Raw genomic sequence first — 18,626 nt, 5'->3', positions numbered from 1 at the left:
TAGGCCGCGGGTGTTATGCCTGGTCAGCTGCCTGTGGCGGGTGTGGCTTCGACGATCTTCTTGGGGACAGGAATGTCGAGCTTGGCCAGAATGTCTCGTTGGGGTTTGGACAGCTCGGCGGTCTGGGCGAAGGTGCCGGTAGGGCCGGTGAAGGTGGCCAGGGTCAAGTGCTCGAACTCGGTGCGGATGCGTGGCCAGGTGGTGCCGGTGCTGGTCTCGATGATGCGGATCAGCAGGAGCGCCAGCCAGCACAGGGTGACGTGGGCGCGGATGCGTTGTTCGAGCCGGTGGTAGACGGGCCGCAGATCGATGATCTGCTTTAGATCGCGCCAGCCGCGCTCCACCTGCCACAGCTGCTTGTAGCCCAGCGCGATATCTTCGGCGCTCATGTGCGGGTCGCTGCAGCGCAGCAGGTACTTGCCATCCAGATTGGCCTCGGTCTTGATCCGGGCCGCATCGATGCGGAGCAGCCCGCCGGCGGTGACGCGCAGGTAGCGATTCAGGCCGGGCTTTGTGGAGATCACCCCGCGTAGCTCGGCGCGTTTGCTGACCTTCCAGCTGTCGGTGCCCTCGATCAGCTCGCCGAGCAGGGTGAGCATGCGCTCGCGGATGGCGGCATCGCGCGCTGCGGCCTCGGGGTTGAAGCAGCTGACGAACCGATCGCTCTGGCTGATGCGAACCTCTTTGACCTTCAGGTTGTCGGCCACCTCGGTGTAGCGGCCCTGCCGCGACAGCGCCGTCTTGGCCTCGGCCGAGCCCGAGCGCAGCTTCTCTCCGAGGATGTAGTGATGGTCGCCGGTGCGCAGGTAGCGGCGGTTCTTCTCCGAAGCGAACCCGCGATCACCCACCCACACGATCTTCGCGAGCGTCCAGTCCCGCATGTCGGTCTTGGCCTGGCGGATCAGTTCCGAATCGCCGGTGCCGCCGGGCCAGCACCACACCCGCACCGGGATGCCGTCGCGGGTGACGGCCAGCCCGATGACGATCTGCGGGAGGTCATCGCGGTGGTCCTTGGACTTGCCGAAGGCGCGGAAGGCCTTGCGCTGCGCCGCTGTGGTGGCCTCGGCATCGTTGCCGCCGGGCACCGGGTGGCCGCGCTCGTCGCGATCCAGCAGCTCATCGGGTTCGTCGATCTCGAAGTAGGTGCTGGTGGTGTCGAAGAACAACAGGTCAACTTCGAGATTGAGGAGGGTGGCGACTTGGTCGAAGACCTTCTTCTCGATGGCGTCGACCACCTCGTGCAGCCAGTCCATTGCCCGGTAGCAGGCATCGTCGCTGCAGCTGGTCAAGCCGTCGATGTGGGCGCTGCTGCCCACCCAGTGCGAGGCAGCCAGTTTCGAGCTGGGGTCCAGGGTGCGGTTGGCGACCAGCGCGAACAGCACCCGCTCGGTGTAGGCGCCGCGCCGGGTGCGGGCCAGCATGCCCGTCATGATCTGATCGACGTGCAGGTGCCGCCAGAGCTGATCCAGCAGGTACGGCCCGCCGTAGGCGATCGAGCCGAGGTAGGTCAGCTCGCCGGGGTTGCGGATGATGGCGGCGCGCTGGGGGGGCCAGCAGTCGGCATAACGAGGTGACCAGTCGTTCCACGGCGGCGCGATCCAGTTGGTCCTCGCGGCCGAAGCTGTGCAGCACCTTCGTCTTAGACGTCTTGGTGAGCGGGTCCCACTCGTTGTGCGCCAGCTGCAGGTAGCGCACCACGGTGCCGTCCTTGTTCTTGCGGCTGGCTGTCTTGACGAACATGCCGCCAGACCGTAGCAGCCCAGTTGCTGTTCGTGACCACATTTTCACGGAAATCGTGTCACTAGGGGTTTTCGCGAATTCCGCCAGGCCACATGCCGCTGAGCTGCGCGTTCACCCCCGGTCATGCCCCAGAACCGGGATTAGCTGCGGAACGCGAGCTTATGGGGTAATCCTGTGTCCGAGACACTCTCGATACGTACACCATGTTCACCGCATCCACCAGGCTCGTTCTTCCTGGTCAGGGGCGGTGATTTCGTTTGGAACCCTCTCCTCTCACCCTACGCCGGATCCAGCGGACCACAATCGCTCCTCGCGGCGATCGCCGCGGTCGTCTCCTTCCGGCACATGCACGAACTCTGCCTTCGCCACGGTGAAGACCCCCTGGCAGCGGTGCTCATCCCTCTCGCCGTGGACGGCACCATCGTGGTCGCCTCGATGTCGATCCTCCTGGCCAGTCGGTACGGGTCGCGCGGCGGAACGCTCGCCTGGACGTTGCTGATTGTCGGCAGCCTGGCCAGCCTCGGGGCGAACATCGCGGTCGCGGAGCCGAGCGCGGTCGGCCGGATCATCGCGGCGTGGCCGTCGGCGGCGTTGATCGGGAGCTACGAGCTGTTGATGGCGCAGGTGCGCCGGGTCGCGGTGAGCGCAGAGTCGCGGGAAGCCGTAGAAGAGTTGGTCGAGGGAGTGGACGTCGCTGAGGTTCGGGACGCGGAGCCTGGACGGCTTCGGTTGCGGGATGAGGAGATCACCGAACTGCATCGGGCGGCGTGGCAGTGGGCGCAGATCAATCGCGGGTCTGATGGTGCGTTGCCATCAGGGAAGAACATCGCCGAGCAGTTCGAGCGCAGCGCCCGGTGGGGGCGTTGGATCAAGAATGCGGGACTCGCCGGAGACCTCGGCTGATACGAGTCATCTGAGGAGATGGGAGATGGCACCGGCGATGTCGTTGATCCACTGGACTGTCGCTTCAGCCTCTGCCGCCGACATTGAGACACGGTTCCCGCCCTGGTCGAGATCGGCGTGGTGAGCAATCCGGTTCCGGCGATTGACTATCTGGTCTTGACGGTCTTTGACCGCATCGGCGCTCTGCCCGATTCGGTCTCCGATCTTGTTCCAAATCGCTGAGGGGGTGTCTCCTGTCACGAGCTGCAGCCCCTCGGTGATCCGCCGAGGCGATTGGTATGACGTGCGGCTTAGTTCCTCTCGGAGGAACTTGCGGAGGACGCTCTCGATCGTGCTGTCGTGCATCTGCTCCGCGACTTCGAATGGGATCTTGATTTGGTTCAAATGTCGAGGGCGGGTGTTGCCTGAGTCGTTGGTCAGCCGGATGATCCGATTGATGAGTGCCTGGTGCATCCAGTGGTCGAGGGCGGCAACGGCCTGACTCCACGCGGCGCGGTACAGATCAGCGGGATCAGCACTGGTCAGGTCGCCATAGTTCACAACAGCGGAGAGACCGTGGAGCCCTTCGAGTGCCCTGCCGCCGACGATCAGCTTCCGGGCATAGTCGATGTTCGTCGTGAACTCTTTGAATTCCGGAGTGCTCACTGCGCGTCATCCTGGTCCGAGGCGTCATCGGGGAGGCTCTCGGCCAGGGCGGAGAAGGCTTCGAGCGCCACACCGAGTTCGCCGACGATCTCCTGGGCGATCCGCTTCGGAGAGAGTAGCTCGTCCGTTTCGCCGATGGGCCAGGTGATGTCCAGGTTGAGGTCCCGCTCCAGCAGGTCGGCGTGGCTGAACACCTTGAATCGTTCGGTCTGCTCGCGCTGGTCGGCGTGGTAGTGCGCCACGAAGTCATCCAGATGCGCCCGCTTCAGCGGGTTCTGCTTCGCGGAGAAGCTCTGCCCAGTCCGGAGGTCGTAGATCCAGACTTCCTTGGTCGCCGGTGCGCTGTCGTTACGCGGAGCGGCCTTCGTGAAGAAGAGAACGTTGGTCTTCACGCCTCCCCTGGTGAAGATTCCGGTCGGGAGTCGGAGCAGAGTGTGCACGTCGCACTGCTGGAGCAACCACTTCCGCACGGTCAGCTCACCACCACCACCGAACAGGATGTTGTCCGGGACCACGACCGCCGCACGGCCGCCGATGGGGAGTGCTAGCACGATGTGCTGAAGGAAGCTCAGTTGGTAGGCGGAGGTGGCGACCATGAAGTCGCTCCGGCCGTCCGGCAGGGGTGCGGTGCTGGTGAACGGCGGGTTACATACCACGACTGTTGGCATACCACGCTCGGGAGAGGCAAGGGCGTCCGCCTCCCGAATCGGGGGAGGATCGTCGAAGCGCATCCCCGTGGCTAGCAGAATGTTCATCGTGGCGAACCGACACATCGCCGGGGCCAGGTCGATTCCGGTGATCGCTTCCCGGGGGAAGCTCATCCCTACCGCAGCCATCGCCTCATACGCTGCGACGAGAAGAGAACCTGTGCCGCAGGCAGGGTCGAAGATCGTGTCCTCCGGGGTCGGTCGGAGACAGTCGACTACGGCGGAGTTGAGGGCAAACGGAGTCAGCGTCTGTCCGGATCCGATCTGAAAGCCTCCATTGGAGGCGGCGTCAATCTTCTCCATGAACAGGGCGTACATGCCCTGGAGGCTCTTGGCCGGAACCGAGCGCCAGGTGCGGAGGTCGATCTGATCTTTGATCAGCTCGGCGAGCTTCGCCGGGTTGTTGATTGAAAGTTCCGCGCTGCCAAAGATTGTCCGCTTGATCCGCATTCGTGGATCGGGACGCCCGTCCTCTCTCAGTTCCTTCTTTCCACACTCCTGGAGCACTTTCTTGAGGTGCACGACCAGGGCGTCGCCTGACTTGGAGGTCAGCGACGGCCAGTCGAGTCCCTCTGAGACCACCCGAACCGCGAAGTCGCCCGGCCGGAGGCTGCGCTCATGGTCGAGCTTCAGGAAGAGCAGATAGGTCAAGAGCTGCGTGTAGTTCAGCACGGAGAGGCCCGCCGACGCCGCTCGGAGCTCCTGCTCCCAGAATTTCCAGAGTGGATCGAAGAGCTCTCGGGATGATGGCACTACAACTCCCTCCCGAATAGCCCAAAACGGGATGGAGTTGACGAGTTCATGTCGTGACTAAGCCGACATGTCGGGATCCTCACGAGAAGACTTTAGCGCCTTCAGAGACTCGGTGATCGCGGTGAATTCGGCCAGCGCGATCTCCAGCTCATCCACGATCTCCTGGGCGATCACATCTGGCTCTTCGTGCACGTCAGCGGTGCTGTCGCGCATGAATGTAAGGTCCAGGTTGACCTTGTCGCGGGAGATCAGCTCGGCGTAGTCGAACGCTTTGAACCGCTCGGTCTCCATCCGGGTGTCGTGACGCTCTCCGGGCCGGTAGCACTTGAGGAAGTCATCGAAGTGCTCTTGCTTCAGCGGACGCTGCTTCATGGTGAAGTGCTGATCGGTCCGGAAGTCGTAGACCCAGAGCTGTTTTGTCGCGGGGGAGCCATCCGTGCGCGGCGGTTTCTTGTCGAAGAAGATGACGTTGGCCTTGACGCCACCGGCGTAGAAGATGCCGGTCGGGAGCCGTAGCAGCGTGTGTACGTCACACCGCGCAAGTAGCTCCCGGCGGATCGTCTCACCGGACCCCGACTCGAAGAGCACGTTGTCCGGGAGGACCACGGCGGCTCGCCCATGCATCTTCATTGTGGTGTAGATGTGCTGGACGAAGTTGAGTTGCTTGTTGGTCGTCTCCGTCCATAGTTCAGGGCGGGCTTTTGCGTAGTTCTCTCCGGTGACCGTTCCGACTCCGAAAGGCGGATTGGCCAGCACCACACTGGCGAACCTGGTTGGTGACTTCGCGAGCGAGTCACGGACCTCGACGAGTTGCTCTTCATCGTTGGGCAGGCCGAGGCCGTGTAGCAGCATGTTCATCGAGGCGAGCCGGGCAGTCTCACGAACGAGTTCTACCCCCCAGATGCCACCGCTCATCAGCTTGCGTCGCTGAGCGCTGTCGAGCTGCGCGGCATGCTGCTTCACGATATGTGCGTAGGCCGCGATGAGGAAGCCACCGGTCCCGCAGGCCGGGTCGAAGACCGTGTCAGTCGGACCCGGCTGAACGCACTCGACCATCGTGTTGATGACCGGGCGCGGCGTGAAATACTGCCCCGCCCCGGTCTTGCGGTCCTCCGCGCCTCGCTGTAGCAGGCCTTCGTACGCGTCACCCTTGACGTCGGTGTCTTCGCTCGACCAGTGATGCTTGTTGATCAGATCCTTGACCAGCCGCTCCAACACCGCCGGTTCCTGAATCTTGTTCTTGGCGCCCTTGAAGATGGACCCCAGCATGCCCTTCTGCCGGGCCAGGTCAGCGAGGATCGTCTCGTACTGGTCGAGGAGAGCGTCGCCGTCCTCATGTACCAGGCTCGGCCAATCGAGGCCGGCAGGAATGATCCGTTCCGGGTTGATCCGCCGGGTGGCCCGCTCATGGGCCATTTTCAGGAACAGCAGATAGGTGAGCTGCTCGACATAGTCCAGCGTGGAAACCCCGCTGTGTCGGAGTAGCTCACAGTAGCTCCACAGCCGGTTGACCAGCCCCCGCGGATCGAGTTCCTCGGCTGCGACGCTCATGAAAACAGATCCCCCTGTGTTGCAACGCTCTTTTTCTTCGCACGGCTCACGCGACCAACCTTCGGCTTAGCGGCGTTTTCCGTCTGTATCCGGTCCAGCAACACTGAAGCTGGCTCGTCGTCTGGGTCCTGTGGGACGAGACGGCCGGAGAACGCTGCTCGTAGCAGCTCCTGATGGAGTCGAACTGCACGCCTATTCAGGCCTTTGACTACTTCACGCAGTTGCGCTGACATGCTGCGTAGATGGTAAATTTCTGCGAGAATTTTGCTTCGTTCACTGGGCGAAGGAAGAGGGATTTCGATATTGCGAATCAACCCGAGATTTAGATTTGGCTGCACACCGCCTGAGGCCAATTTGCGGTTCTGCTCATATTTTGCGTCTAGTATGAGTTTCACCCAAGGGCGAAGGAAATCATACTCTCGGCGGAGCTGAATTGCTGCGCACGCCTGGTTTGTTGTGGAGTTAATTCTCAGCTCGGAACATCTACCCCGGGTTCGACCCTCGCCGTACATTGCCACGAGAAGGGTTCCTGGGGGAAATAGTTTCACTGATGTTTCAGATAGTGCTTTTTCTGTAATGAACTGCTCTGTCGCATCAATGTAGGTGCTATTCACCAGTGAGCTAGTTGCCCACGGGATGGTGCCGTTTTCGTAGTAATCCCTGCGGGACCTGAGCGGGGTGGCTCCTGTCGATACTGTTGCAATATCGCCAATCGGAACGATGTCCCAATCAATCGATTTGGGGTTTTTGACAGTCGCCGTTGCTAGAAGTGAATTTTCCCAGGCGGCTTGAAGTCTGGAAACCTCATTCATTGATGAAATGCCAGTATCAAAGCGAGCGAGGTGCTCTTCCAGGACGGTGACTATTAGTTGCTGCTCGGCCAGTGGTGGAATGTCGACCGGGGTTTCCAGAAGTTTCCTTGTGGCAACGCTTGCCTGATTTACGTGGTTATTGAGGACCTTCTTGAAATATCCCTGTATCCATAGCCAGTGGATCTGAATGGCAAGGAAGTCGGATCGAATTCCCGCAGGAGTTCGCAGTCGAGTCATATGATTAGAGAACGCCAGTGGTTCGTCACTGGTTATGAGAGCGGTCTTTCCAACTAGCTCAGGACTGTTGGTATTGTTAAACAACACGTCTCCGGCGGTGACGCGTCTATCGGACTCGTCGGCCACGTATCGGACGTCGCTGAGGTCGATCTTTCCGTCTCTGGTTACGTTCATCGGGCGCAGATGAACGATTCCATTGCCATCACTATTATGCTTGCCGCTGGCAAACCCCGGCTGAGCTTCCACTCCAAGCTCGGCGAGTGTGGCTCGAATCCAGCCGGTGGGGAGTTCGCTCATGCGGTCAGTTCCTGATCCAGATTATCGATGATGGTCACGGCACGATCATCGCCGAAGGCGGCGAGGAAACCATCGGTGCCGCCGCGGCTACTGAACGGAACGTGGTCCAGGTCGGCAGTGTCGAAGCGTACCGTCATTGCGGTGGTCTGGGCGATGTTCTCCAGCCACCAGAGCTGATTGTCCGTGAAGTGGCTTCCGGCCTGTTCCTGGCGCATCAGCCAGTTCCGGAATCGTTCTTCGATCACGGAGGAGTAGGGCCGGGGCTCGTCGTCTACCCCGAGCTCGAAGCGGATCAGCGAGACGAGGTCGGCAACTCCGGACTTCGCGCCATCGCGCGATGCAGCCAAGCCTGCCCGCTCGTAAGCCTTCCAGAGCTTGTCCGGAGTCCATCTCCGCGGGGGTCGCTCGATCCGGGCGGCGATGGCCTTGAGGTCCTCGAAGATCTCGCGGGCTTTCTTGTCCCGCTGGGCATAGGCGGCGTGCCAGGCGGCGATTTCGTCGCGGTTCTCGACGAGGTACTCACGCCAACTCGTGACTGTGGACTTCGCCTCTTCGGTGTCGACTACCGCGCCCGCGTGGGTGAGCTGATCTGGGTTGACCTCGTCATAGAGGATGTCCATGGCACGGCGGATCTCCAGGAGCCGCTTACGCAACTCCGCGTTGCGCTCCAGGGGCTCGATGGATTTGCGCAGCAACTCCGCGACGGCCCGGTCCCCGCCGCGCGCCTTGGCCTCTTCCTGCGCCTCGACAGATACCGCGTCGATCATTCCCCGGACGATCGAACGGAGAGACTGTCCGGCGATTTTCTCGATTTCAGCTTTCTCCTGGGGACGGTTGTTGAGGTCTTTGTCCAGGCGCGAGAGCCGGGAGGCCAGCGTGGAGACCTCTGCCTCGTCGCATTCGCCGGTGGCGGTCTTGCGGAGCAGCTTTTCCAGGCTCTCGCGCTTGGTCTCGTCCCGGTTCAGTGGGGCCGCATCGACCTTGGGGTTCTCGGTGACGCCGACGGCGTCGACGATCACGAAACGGGTCTTCTCTCCGATATCTGGAGTGACCGTCTGGAACTCGGCGAGGGGGATAGTTCGAGCCCCGCGTCCCTTCATCTGTTCAAAATATGACCAGCTCTTCACATCCCGCAGAAAGATGAGGCATTCCAGAGCTTTGACGTCGGTCCCTGTGGCGATCATGTCCACGGTGACGGCGATGCGGAGTTGCGCGGAGTTGCGGAATGCGGCGAGCAACTCTTGTGGTTTGCGGGCCTTATGTGTGATCTTCTGGCAGAAGTCATTGCCTCGGCCGAAGGCGTCTCGGACGGTCTGGACGATCTCCTCAGCGTGCTCGTCGTTCTTCGCGAAAATCAAGGTCTTTGGGACCATCCGGTTCTCCGGCTTGATTTTCGCCCGCTCCGGGAAGATTTCAGTGTTGAGCCGGTCGCGGAACGTCTCGATGACCGTCTTGAGCTGTCCCTTGCTCATCACCCGCACTCCGACGTCACGCCCGCCGTACTGAAAATCGTCATCGAGGTCCATGTAGCGCTGGCGGCGAGTCTTGCGTTCACGGACCGGCACTGTCGTCCCGGCTTCGATCAGTGCGCCTGACTCGGAGATCTCAGTCTTGATCCGGTAGACCTCGAAGTCGACGTTGACGTTGTCTGCGACGGCCTGCTCGTAGGTGTACTCACTGACCAGATTCATCTGGAAGAAGCCGAAGGTTTGCGCGACCGGGGTGGCGGTCAACCCGACAAGGGGTGCATCGAAGTACTCCAGGACTGAGCGCCATTTTCCATAGATCGAACGGTGACACTCGTCAACGACGATCAAATCAAACGATTCCGGTGGGAATTCCGCCTGGTAGCCGACCTCGATCGGATCGTCTGTATCGTACGGGACATCGTCCTCGGTGACCGGACGTCCGGTGAGGACTTGGTAGAGCCGCTGGATGGTGGAGACGACGACCTTCGATGAGGCGAGCATGTCGCTGCCGGTGAGCTGTTGCACGTTGTAGAGCTCGGTGAACTTCCGCCCGTCGTCCGGGGTGGAGTAGTTCTCGAACTCACTGCGCGCCTGGGTTCCCAGATTGTTCCGGTCCACCAGGAACAACACCCGCTCGGCCCGAGCGTGTTTGAGCAGCCGATAGGAGAAGGTCGCCGCCGTGTAAGTCTTACCCGCACCGGTCGCCATCTGGATCAGCGCCCGTATCCGGTTTGCCGCCAGTGACTTCTCCAGGCCGGTGATCGCCTCGATCTGGGCGGGCCGCAGCCCTTCGGTGATCAGCTCAGGTAGCCGTAGCCTAAGCCGAGCCCGGTAGGTCGGGGCCTGCGGATCCTGATCGGCTGCGTGCATCCAGCGGGCCAGCGTCTCGGGCCGGTGGAAGTAGGAGACATCCCGCGAGCGCGAGTCGGGGTCCAGGGTGTTGCGGAACCGGGTCGCGCCGCCGTCGGAGGCGTAGCGGAACGGAAGCTCTTCCCGCCAGGCCACCCGGCGCTGCCCGGTGGTGAGGCTGGTGGCGTAGCCGTCAGCCTGTTCCTCAGCGGCGGTGAGGTCCGCGCCCTCCCGCTTGGCCTCGATGACTCCGACCAGCTTGCGATCGACGTACAGCACGTAGTCGGCCCGGCCGGCCTTTGTCGTAACCTCGCGTACAGCGACGCCTTGCCGTGCCCACAGATCCTGGCCAACCCCGGCGTCCTGGACTGACCAGCCCGCCTCCTTGAGCATCTGGTCCAGCCGGGTACGGACCTGGGTCTCGGTCAAGGGTTCCCGAGCGGCGTTTTCGGCGTTGGTCAGCAGTTCCTCACGCTGTGCCAGCGTGGTGGAGCGCTTCGCGGAGTCGAACTGACGGCGGAGCCCATCCATCTCACTGCGCATCGCGGCGATCATCGCGGACAGCTCGGCCTGAGCAGCGTGTGCCCGCTCCAGCTCCGCCGCGGCCGTGCGCTCGGCGTCCCGCCGGGCCTGCTCCTCGGACGCCTTGTTCTGGAAGGTCAGTCGGGTTTCGGCCAGAACCTCACGCGCGCGCTCCAGGTCGGCGCGGAGCGCCGCCACGTCCGAGGCATCTGCTCCAGCCGATGCTGGAGTCTCCGGGGGCTGCGGAGGAACAAAGGCGTACTGCTCACGCCTGGCGGTCAGTAGCCGGTGGAACCAGACACCGAGCCGGAAACAGGTCTGGACGGCTTCCAGGGCGGTCCGCTGGGCGGCCGGACTATTGTCCGCGGCCAAGTTCTTGTGGACGGCGTCGTTGCCGACGCCGCGGATGTGGTCGAACGCCTTGCCGACATCGCCGTGGAGGTAGCCTTCCTTGGCCAGCGCCCGGAGCCGGTCGATCTGCCGGTCACCTTCGATCCGTACGCGGCCCCGCCGGACCAGGTCGATGGCGAGTACTTCGCCGAATTGTCGGGCCTTGAACAACGCCACATTAGGATCGGTGAAGACGGACGCCTCCGCGCCCGCGCCGTACAGAACCAGGAGTGGCTCGTGCGGCAGCAGGAAACCGAAGTTCGGCGACTTGGCCGCCAGCTCCTCGACCCGAGCGTTCATCCGTCCCCGTTCACCTGCGCTGGAATCCCACAAGGTAACCCATGGTCAGTATGAGCCACCAGGCTCCATTGATTGTCCCGACTAGGTCCACTTTATGGCGAAAGGAGCATGGGGGGTCCAATGTCGTTCGTTGAGCTTGGTCGTGCGCTGCACGTAAGCAGGAACTACACATAAGGACATCCCCCTTCGAGGGGATGGACGCCCAGTCGCTCCTTCTCGGGCGGATAGATGCTACAGATGACTGCGAGCAGTTCGGCTCCGTCAGCGGTCAGCTACCCCTCGGCTCCTCTCGCCTGATAGCCGGAAAGAGAGCTTGCCACTCCTTGGTCTCGGCGGCATCCGGGAAGAGCGTGGTAAGGGTTCGGCCGAAGTCGCGACTCCGGGTGGCGATGGCGGACGCATGTCGCGAGCTCTGCTGGGCGGTGAGCATAAGGCACAATGCGCCGTCGAGGTCTCGCTGGTGTGCTTTCGCCGTACCCAGGTCGAGCATGGCGATCGCTCGGCGGGTAGGGGAGATCTCCGGGGCTGCGGCGTAGAGGTCCATGGCCTGCTGGGCGCGGGGTCTCGGCGGCCTCGGCGGGCGAGCCCTTCGACGAGCCGGTCCGCGCCGTCGAGGGGTCGCCTGACCGGTCCTCCCTCACCCTGCACGCCACCGGCTCCAGCTGGGGAAGCAGCACCTGCACCGCGGTCGAGCGGCGCGAGGTGGTCGAGTCGGCCGCTGCCATCACGGTGAAGGTGACCCTCCGCCCGACCTGCCAGGAAACAGATGAAGTCGGCATTGGAACCGGTATCGATCACGCCGTCCCGATCACGCTGAAAACGCCATTGGGCCGCCGGAAGGTCCTGGACTCGGCGGGCCGAGAGGTGCTGGTGTGTCGACCCACCGGAAAGCCCTGGGTAGAGACCTATCGGCAGTGCCTCCAAAGGGAGTAAGACAGGGCAGCACGTCGGCGGCCGGCAGCCCGTGCCAGGCCAGCTCTGACGAGAGTGCATAGGGGTCTCGACCTGGGAGGTCGGCAAGCTAGGAGCCCTATGTGCCGTTCGGTTCGTCGCTGGAGCTTGTGGCGGGTGTGAGAGCGGGTAGGGCAATGATGCGGTCGTGGAATTCGCGTACAGATGTGCTGGCGATCGCGTTCAGGTCCCGGTCGAGTGCGGCAAGGCGACGGCGGGAGGTATCGCGCAGCCCTTCGGGTGGCACGGTATCGAGGACTTCGTAGGCCAATCCGACAGCGTCTTGGGGCTGGCCGCGTCCTGCCTCGGCCCGTGCGAGAACCAGGGTCGCGGCTGCCCAGGAGGGGCGCCCTACCGTGGTCTCGGCTTGTGAGGCGGTGGCGTGGCGGCGGCTGGCTGTGTAGTCGCCGAGTAGGAGTGTTGCTTCGGCCAGGTGGAGGAGTAGTTCGGCTGCGTCGAATCCGAATCGGCCTGGGGCGCCTTCGCCTGCGGTGGTCATCTCGTCTTGAGCTTGGCGGGCGATGTGGCGGGCGGTATGGCCGTCGCTGAGATGGGCTAGGGCGCGTAGTTGGCCCCAGGCGAGGACTTGTGCGCGTTGTAGTGGGTGGTCTGCGTAGCTGTGCGCTTGTTGGGCGAGTGTCAGTGCTTGGGAGTAGTGCTGTTGGGCGTAGGAGACGCGGGCTTGTGCGGCCAGTGCCCAGCAGGTCAGGCGTCGGTCGGTGGCGACGGTGCCGAGTCGTGCTGCGGTGGCCAGGTGGATCTGTGCTGCGGCGTGGTCGGATAGGTGGAGGGCCAGGTTGCCGACCAGGGCGCTGAGCCAGCCTGCACCGGCGAGCAGTTCGATGCGCAGATCGTCGGCGGGGTTGTGGCGCAGCATCTGGCCGACGATGGAGCGGGTTTGGTGGACCTCGTCGGCTAGTACGGCGGCGGGCCAGCGTGAGTAGGTGGAGTCGTAGTAGGCGATCGCAGCTTGGAGGGTGGCGATTGTCTGGGGGCCGCCGGCGGGGCCTTCGGATTCGCGGGCGAGCGCGAGGGACTCGCGGAGGGCTTCCAGTCGGCTGGCGTGATTGTCGGTCATCCGTAACCGCCCGTTCTCGCTCGTTGCCAATGCCGTGGGGGCACCGTACCCGCTCCGAGTGATCGGTAGCGGGTGCCACGAGGGCAGCAACTGTAGTTGTGCAGGGGCGGCCTGGTAGATGTCGCATAGCGCGGCGGCGTAGGTAGGGCTTGGGGTGATCTCGCCGTGCTCGTAGCGGCACAGCATGGAGGCGTTCAGTCCCGGCTTGCCCAGCCGATGAGCGGCGTGGAAGCGGTCGACCTGCTCAACGACTTGGCTGCGCGACCAGCCGTAGGCCCACCGCCACGCCTCCAACGGCAGCACCTGAGGGAGCTCGTGCAGGATTGCAGCAGCGATTCGGGAGACCGGCCAGCCGGAGCGCTGCCCGCTCGCCCTGATCTGCTGGGCTGCTCTGGCGAGTTCGGCGCGTCGCGGGCGGCTGATCCTGATCCGTGCCATGTGCGCCGCCTTCCAGCAGCGTGGCTGGGGAATCGAGCGTAACCCGGAGCGAGCGATCGGAACATTGCCGGACGCGGCAATGACAGCGGCAATGAGTCGACCGGAGCGCGGCATTGATCCGTGCTGCGAGCGCGACGGACGGTGAAGCGGCAGGCCCAGGGCACGACAGCCTCCCGGCGAACGGCGAGGCGGCCCAGGTCAAGGAGGTCCTCATGACGACCGCGACGCTCACCACCAGTCCGCCCACAACCGGCTGGCGCGACCCGCGCGCCTTCGTCAAGCCTGAGGTGTGGGAGCGGCAGATCCTGCTGCTCACCCGTGACCACCCCTTCGACCGCGTCATGGCTGAGCGCGTCTTCGGCCAGGCGGTCGCCTACCTCATCACGGCGATGGAGAAGTGGGGGCAGAGACTCGGCATCGGCTGCGGACCGCTGGTGGACATGGGCGTGCACCAGTTCATCCTCGACACCCGCAACTACGCCGACTTCTGCGCCGAGCACTTCGGCGGCCAGTTCCTGCACCACGTCCCGGAGATCAAGTTCAAGTACGACGGGTCGGTGGAGAAGACGGCCATCGTGATCGCCAACAACGGCTTCGAGATCGACCGGCCGCTGTGGGAGGTCGACTTCGCCAAGTGCACCCCGTGCGCGCCAGGAACGGAATGCCACTAGCAACACAAGACAGCAAGGGGCCGGGACGGCGAGGGCGTCCCGGCCCCTTTCGCATGCCGTCCCAGACATTCTCCGGTGATCAATGTCGCATGGCCGCTACCTTGACGCGGGTCCTGTCCCTCCCTCCCCGGAGGCCACGCCCATGTCGCCGATCACCGACTGCACCGCCTACTGGGATCACTACGCCAACGGCATCGCCGGCGACACTCCGGAGGAAGCGCTCAAGAACGCGTTCGGCTGGACCCAGTACGACGGCCACGGCCCCGGCGACGAACTGCTCGGAGACCCCGCCACGGCCCTGGAGCTCGGCTTTGGGCGCGGCCACGCCGTTGCCGCGTTGGCCACGAAGGGCGTGGAAGCCACCGGTGTCGATCTGTCACCGGTTCAGGTCGAGAACGCTCAGGTCTTGTGGGGGCACTTGCCCAACGCGCACTACGAGCAGGGTGACGTGATCGACTATCTCGTCCATGCGGGTGGCACATGGGACGCCATCTACAGCGTCTTCGGCGCTTTGTGGTTCACTGACCCTGAGCAGCTCCTGCCGCGCGTGCACGACCGCCTGAACCCGGGCGGTCGGCTGGTGTTCTCTCAGGCTCCTGCCGTGCCGGGCTCCTACGGGGTTCAAGGCATGTATGGCGCCGGCTTCACCGGCCCCCAGACCTGGATCTACCGGTGGGCGTACGAGCCAGAGGTGTGGACGCAGCTGCTTCACGCACACGGCTTCCGTGAAGTCCGCGCCTGGCACGAAGCCGCACCGACCCCCGACTACGTCGGCACCCTGATGGTCGAAGCCTGCAAGGCATGATCCACTCGCATTATGCGCGGTCGTTGAAGCCGTCTCCTACTGTGGCGGCGAGCACCAGATACGCCTCACGTATTCCTGGAGTTAGCTGATCCAGATCCAGCTCGGCATCTTCCTCCAGGTGCGTGTCGAAGGGGATGTCCACGATCGCTCGGCAGCGGTCGCGGAAGTGGCTGCGCAGCGCGTCCATATCAACGGTCGTCTTGCTTGTACGGCGGATGCCGGAGAGGACGACCGTCGCTGATGTGGCGAGGTCGGCGTGCCCGTGCGCGCTCAGCCAATCGAGGGTCGCGTCGGCCGAGCGGGCGGCAGCCACAGAGGGAATGGTGACCAGGACGATCTGGTCGGCCAGTTCCAACGTCGCTGACATGGCTGAGTGCAGGAGGCCGGTACCACAGTCGGTGATGCAGATCGAATAGAACTGCTCCAGAAGGCGCGCCACCACCCGGTAGTCATTGGCGCTGAACGACTCCGAGACCTCGGGGTCTTGGGCGGAGGCCAGGATCTCCAGGCGGCTCGACACTGACTGCGAGGTGAAGGCGCGTACGTCGGCGTAGCGCGGGCTGTCCATGTGGAGGAGCTCGGTAAGCAGGTCGCGGACGTTGGCTGGTGTCTCCAGCCGGACCCGATCCGCGAGCGTTCCGCGGTCCGGGTTTGCATCGACGGCGATGACACGATCTCCGCGGATGGTCGCGAGCATCGAGCCCAGGCCCACGGTCGTGGTGGTCTTGCCGACGCCGCCCTTGAGGCTCAGTACGGCTACTCGGTGATGGCCGCCTGGCACTGGTGTGCGCGCTCTGCCGATCAGTTCTCGGCGCTTCAGCTCGGTAAATGACTCGCCGGGGTGGATGATTCCGCCGGTGCTCTTGTAGACCGCTCGACGCCAGCCGCCGCTGGGCGGTCGGCGTTTGGTCCGTAGGAGCAGATCGGAGGTGAGGCGCTCTCCGTGGAGTTTCTGGTCGTGGGCCACGGTGACCTCCTGTGATTACGGATCGTGTTGACCGCATGCAGGAAGTACCGCGACCTGATCCCAGCTAAACCCATGGATGGCAGCCAGGGTGGTTACGCTCCGGAGAAACTGCTGGTCTCAGCCTTGATATTCCGTTTGCATCATGCCTACGCTACTCTCCGCAATCGAGTCAGGGCATGGAGTCAAGATGCGGGAGTTTGCGACCATTAGTCCAGACGCAACGCGATCGGCTGCGCTTCTCGCCGTGGCGCTGACCCTCACGGGATGCCAGGCGAGGTCCTCGGACGGGCGGTGGCGCCTCACCGGATTGAGTATCAAGGGGGCTACATGCACGCCGCCCTCGCAATGAGCCAGATCTTGCTCGCACTCCTGCTACCCGCTGATGACGACAACGGAGCATCGCGCTGGGGTGACAGCTGGGTCGCGTACGGCACGCACGACGGCCGCCGCCCAGGCTCCGCCGGATCGGGGAGGAACGGCGGTGGCGGAGGAAGCCTGAGCAATTGCCACACGATCCCTGGCGCCAACGGGATCACCTACATCCAATGCGACGCCGGAGCAGCAGGTCAGCAGAACGTCTTCCAAGGCGTCGTCCCAGGAGACCCGGCGGCCCCGACGATCACGCCGGATATGCTGATGCAGGAAGCCCTCCGCCAGCTCACCCCGCCCGCACCGACGGTCGCCACCGCCCCACCTCGTGGCCGCGACGGCTATGTGGGGCTTCGCCACTATTTCTGGGCTGAACGAGACCAATGGCGCTCGATCAGCAAGCGCGCCACTGCTGGGCCTGTCTGGGCAGAGGTCACCGCGACTCCTACGACGCTCGTCTTCGACCCCGGCGCCGGCCAAGCCTCGATCTCATGCAAGGGGCCGGGGACGCCGTACGACCAGTCGAGATCTCCGGACAGTCAGACGAGCAACTGCTGGCACTCCTTCACCCGGTCCAGCGCCGGATTGCCCGGCTCGCAGTACACGGTGACGGTCTCTGTGGTTTGGACCGCGAGCTGGGTCGGGTCCGGGGGAGCGGGAGGACCGCTCGCACCGATCACCACGTCGGCGACCTTCCTGCTGCGTATCGCCGAAGGTCAGGCTCTGATCCAGAGGAGTGCCTGAATGGCTCGCGAGACCCTGTCCGCTCCACCCGTCCAGGTACCGAAGCTGCCCCCACAGCCGCGGCAGCGGCGCAGAGGTCTGCTGCTGTTCGGCGTGATTGTGGTGGCGGGCGGCGGCGTGCTGGCCTATCACACGGTCAACGAGCTGAGCGATCGCACGCAAGTGGTCGTGATGTCCAGGGACGTGCCCGTGGGCCAGTCGATCACCGTCAACGACGTCACCACGACTATGGTCGGCGCCGAGGACCTCGTGGCCACAGTTCCTGGGCGTGAGCTGCCCCGGCTCATCGGGATGCGCGCCGCGGTCGACCTGGTGAGCGGCATGCTGGTGCAGCGCAAGCTGGTCACTGACCAGCTCGTCCCGCTCGGTGACCAGCAGCTCGTCCCGATCGCGGTCAAGCCGAGCCGTCTTCCTGCGCGCGGCCTGAGACCCGGCGACTTCGTTCTGGTCGTGTCCACCCCGGATACGCCGACCGCCAAGCCGCCGAAGATCGAGGGTGTGGTCGACCAGGCGAAGGGTCCCGACACCGACGGGCTGATGGTCGTCGACCTCATCGTGAAGAACATGGACGGACCGACCCTCGCCGCACTGGCTGCCGAAGGCCGTGTAGCCCTGGTGCTCAACCCGAGGAGGCCATGAGTGGCGATCTACACGCTCATGAGCCCCGGCAACGCCCCCGGCGTCACCACCACGGCTCTGGCCGTCAGTTACGCCTGGGACGGACGTGCGCTCCTCGCGGAGTGCGACCCCAAGGGCGGCAGTGTCCTCCAGGGATTCCTGACCGGACAGATGGAAGGACACAAGGGTGGGCTACTTGAGCTCGCGCTTGCTCTCGCACACAACCCCAACCCCGCCGTCCTGTGGGAGTACGTCGTCTCCCTCGACCATGACGCGCGCGAATGGCTCCTACTCCCCGGGCTGAAAGACCCACGGCACATAGTTCAGCTCGACGGTGCCTGGGACACCATCGCCGACGTCCTCACCACCGCGACCGACAGCGGCGTGGACATCGTCCTCGACCTTGGCCAGATCGGACGCCCGGACACCCCGATGCGCCTCATCGCCGCCTCGGACCTGGCCATCATGCTGCTCCGGCCATCGCTGCGACAGGTCGCGGACGCTCGCCCCCGCCTCGACGCCCTCGGCCGATATGTCGGTACCAGCGTTCCGGTCGCGCTGTGCCTCGTCGGCAAGGGCGATTACACCGCCAAGCAGATCAGCGAGGCGCTCTTCGACCTGCCGATACTGGCCCAGATCCCGCACGACCCGAGGTCAGCGGCCGTGCTGTCCGACGGACAGCGCACCAGGCGCTCCATCCGTCGCGCCTCGCTCATGCGCGGCGCCGCCCACCTAGCCGCCGCAATGCGACAACACCTGGCCAGCCTCCCCGAACAGGAGGTGGTGGCCGGATGAGTAGCTGGCCCCCTC

At 64.0% G+C, this 18,626-nt stretch carries 14 protein-coding genes; 6 read left to right on the top strand and 8 right to left on the bottom strand.

Features of this window, described 5'->3' with window-relative positions; all coding sequences use genetic code 11:
• Positions 1-23 precede the first annotated feature (23 nt).
• Positions 24-1,421, bottom strand: a complete 1,398-nt coding sequence (locus ACIBG8_RS54105) for an IS1634 family transposase (RefSeq protein WP_397351277.1) — start codon at positions 1,419-1,421, stop codon at positions 24-26.
• A 493-nt stretch (positions 1,422-1,914) separates the two neighbouring features.
• Between ACIBG8_RS54105 and ACIBG8_RS54100 the strand changes: the two genes are divergently transcribed.
• Entirely contained in the window at positions 1,915-2,643 is a 729-nt protein-coding gene (locus ACIBG8_RS54100) for a DUF2637 domain-containing protein (RefSeq protein ID WP_397351276.1), read from the top strand.
• Between the two features lie 6 nt (positions 2,644-2,649).
• Here ACIBG8_RS54100 and ACIBG8_RS54095 read toward each other — a convergent pair whose 3' ends face one another.
• From ACIBG8_RS54095 to ACIBG8_RS54070, 6 genes are all read right to left on the bottom strand, one after another.
• Entirely contained in the window at positions 2,650-3,288 is a 639-nt protein-coding gene (locus ACIBG8_RS54095) for a hypothetical protein (RefSeq protein WP_397351275.1), read from the bottom strand.
• On the bottom strand, positions 3,285-4,748 hold the full coding sequence (locus ACIBG8_RS54090; RefSeq protein WP_397351274.1) for a class I SAM-dependent DNA methyltransferase: 1,464 nt from the start codon (positions 4,746-4,748) through the stop codon (positions 3,285-3,287). Before ACIBG8_RS54090 ends, ACIBG8_RS54095 begins: the two co-directional genes overlap by 4 nt.
• A 57-nt stretch (positions 4,749-4,805) precedes the next feature.
• Positions 4,806-6,299, bottom strand: a complete 1,494-nt coding sequence (locus ACIBG8_RS54085) for an N-6 DNA methylase (protein ID WP_397351273.1) — start codon at positions 6,297-6,299, stop codon at positions 4,806-4,808.
• Complete coding sequence (locus ACIBG8_RS54080; protein ID WP_397351272.1) at positions 6,296-7,645, bottom strand: restriction endonuclease subunit S; 1,350 nt, start codon at positions 7,643-7,645, stop codon at positions 6,296-6,298. The genes ACIBG8_RS54085 and ACIBG8_RS54080 overlap by 4 nt, the downstream gene beginning before the upstream one ends.
• Positions 7,642-11,175, bottom strand: coding sequence for a DEAD/DEAH box helicase family protein (locus tag ACIBG8_RS54075; protein ID WP_397351271.1), 3,534 nt, complete (start codon positions 11,173-11,175; stop codon positions 7,642-7,644). The genes ACIBG8_RS54080 and ACIBG8_RS54075 overlap by 4 nt, the downstream gene beginning before the upstream one ends.
• A gap of 1,030 nt (positions 11,176-12,205) precedes the next feature.
• Entirely contained in the window at positions 12,206-13,642 is a 1,437-nt protein-coding gene (locus ACIBG8_RS54070) for an XRE family transcriptional regulator (protein ID WP_397351270.1), read from the bottom strand.
• Positions 13,643-13,854: 212 nt separating this feature from the next.
• Between ACIBG8_RS54070 and ACIBG8_RS54065 the strand changes: the two genes are divergently transcribed.
• Positions 13,855-14,313 carry a glycine-rich domain-containing protein gene (locus tag ACIBG8_RS54065; protein WP_397351269.1) on the top strand — a complete coding sequence of 153 codons (459 nt, stop codon included), beginning with the start codon at positions 13,855-13,857 and terminating at the stop codon, positions 14,311-14,313.
• 142 nt (positions 14,314-14,455) lie between these two features.
• The gene (locus ACIBG8_RS54060) at positions 14,456-15,118 is read left to right on the top strand and encodes a class I SAM-dependent methyltransferase (RefSeq protein ID WP_397351268.1); all 663 of its coding nucleotides are present in this window, start codon (positions 14,456-14,458) and stop codon (positions 15,116-15,118) included.
• Positions 15,119-15,128: 10 nt separating this feature from the next.
• Here ACIBG8_RS54060 and ACIBG8_RS54055 read toward each other — a convergent pair whose 3' ends face one another.
• The gene (locus tag ACIBG8_RS54055) at positions 15,129-16,085 is read right to left on the bottom strand and encodes an AAA family ATPase (RefSeq protein ID WP_397351267.1); all 957 of its coding nucleotides are present in this window, start codon (positions 16,083-16,085) and stop codon (positions 15,129-15,131) included.
• Positions 16,086-16,412: 327 nt separating this feature from the next.
• On the opposite strand from ACIBG8_RS54055, the gene ACIBG8_RS54050 reads away from it, so the two are divergent.
• The 3 genes from ACIBG8_RS54050 to ACIBG8_RS54040 are packed head-to-tail and all read left to right on the top strand — an operon-like array spanning position 16,413 to position 18,611.
• A complete protein-coding gene (locus ACIBG8_RS54050; RefSeq protein WP_397351266.1) occupies positions 16,413-17,198 on the top strand; it encodes a hypothetical protein in 786 nt (261 codons plus the stop codon).
• Positions 17,199-17,837, top strand: coding sequence for an SAF domain-containing protein (locus ACIBG8_RS54045; RefSeq protein ID WP_397351265.1), 639 nt, complete (start codon positions 17,199-17,201; stop codon positions 17,835-17,837). It begins immediately after the preceding gene.
• The gene (locus ACIBG8_RS54040; protein WP_397351264.1) at positions 17,838-18,611 is read left to right on the top strand and encodes a hypothetical protein; all 774 of its coding nucleotides are present in this window, start codon (positions 17,838-17,840) and stop codon (positions 18,609-18,611) included.
• Positions 18,612-18,626 lie beyond the last annotated feature (15 nt).

Source organism: Nonomuraea sp. NPDC050556, from assembly GCF_044457355.1.
Taxonomy (GTDB): domain Bacteria; phylum Actinomycetota; class Actinomycetes; order Streptosporangiales; family Streptosporangiaceae; genus Nonomuraea.
This window is presented reverse-complemented; position numbering and strand designations above follow the sequence as displayed.

Excerpts from the sequence above, each read along its gene's own strand:
- ACIBG8_RS54080 (WP_397351272.1), bottom strand. The coding sequence starts at position 7,645 with ATGAGCGAACTCCCCACCGGCTGGATTCGAGCCACACTCGCCGAGCTT.
- ACIBG8_RS54075 (WP_397351271.1), bottom strand. The coding sequence starts at position 11,175 with ATGAACGCTCGGGTCGAGGAGCTGGCGGCCAAGTCGCCGAACTTCGGT.
- ACIBG8_RS54070 (WP_397351270.1), bottom strand. The coding sequence starts at position 13,642 with ATGGCACGGATCAGGATCAGCCGCCCGCGACGCGCCGAACTCGCCAGA.
- ACIBG8_RS54065 (WP_397351269.1), top strand. The coding sequence starts at position 13,855 with ATGACGACCGCGACGCTCACCACCAGTCCGCCCACAACCGGCTGGCGC.
- ACIBG8_RS54045 (WP_397351265.1), top strand. The coding sequence starts at position 17,199 with ATGGCTCGCGAGACCCTGTCCGCTCCACCCGTCCAGGTACCGAAGCTG.
- ACIBG8_RS54050 (WP_397351266.1), top strand. The coding sequence starts at position 16,413 with ATGCACGCCGCCCTCGCAATGAGCCAGATCTTGCTCGCACTCCTGCTA.
- ACIBG8_RS54105 (WP_397351277.1), bottom strand. The coding sequence starts at position 1,421 with ATGCTGGCCCGCACCCGGCGCGGCGCCTACACCGAGCGGGTGCTGTTC.
- ACIBG8_RS54060 (WP_397351268.1), top strand. The coding sequence starts at position 14,456 with ATGTCGCCGATCACCGACTGCACCGCCTACTGGGATCACTACGCCAAC.
- ACIBG8_RS54085 (WP_397351273.1), bottom strand. The coding sequence starts at position 6,299 with ATGAGCGTCGCAGCCGAGGAACTCGATCCGCGGGGGCTGGTCAACCGG.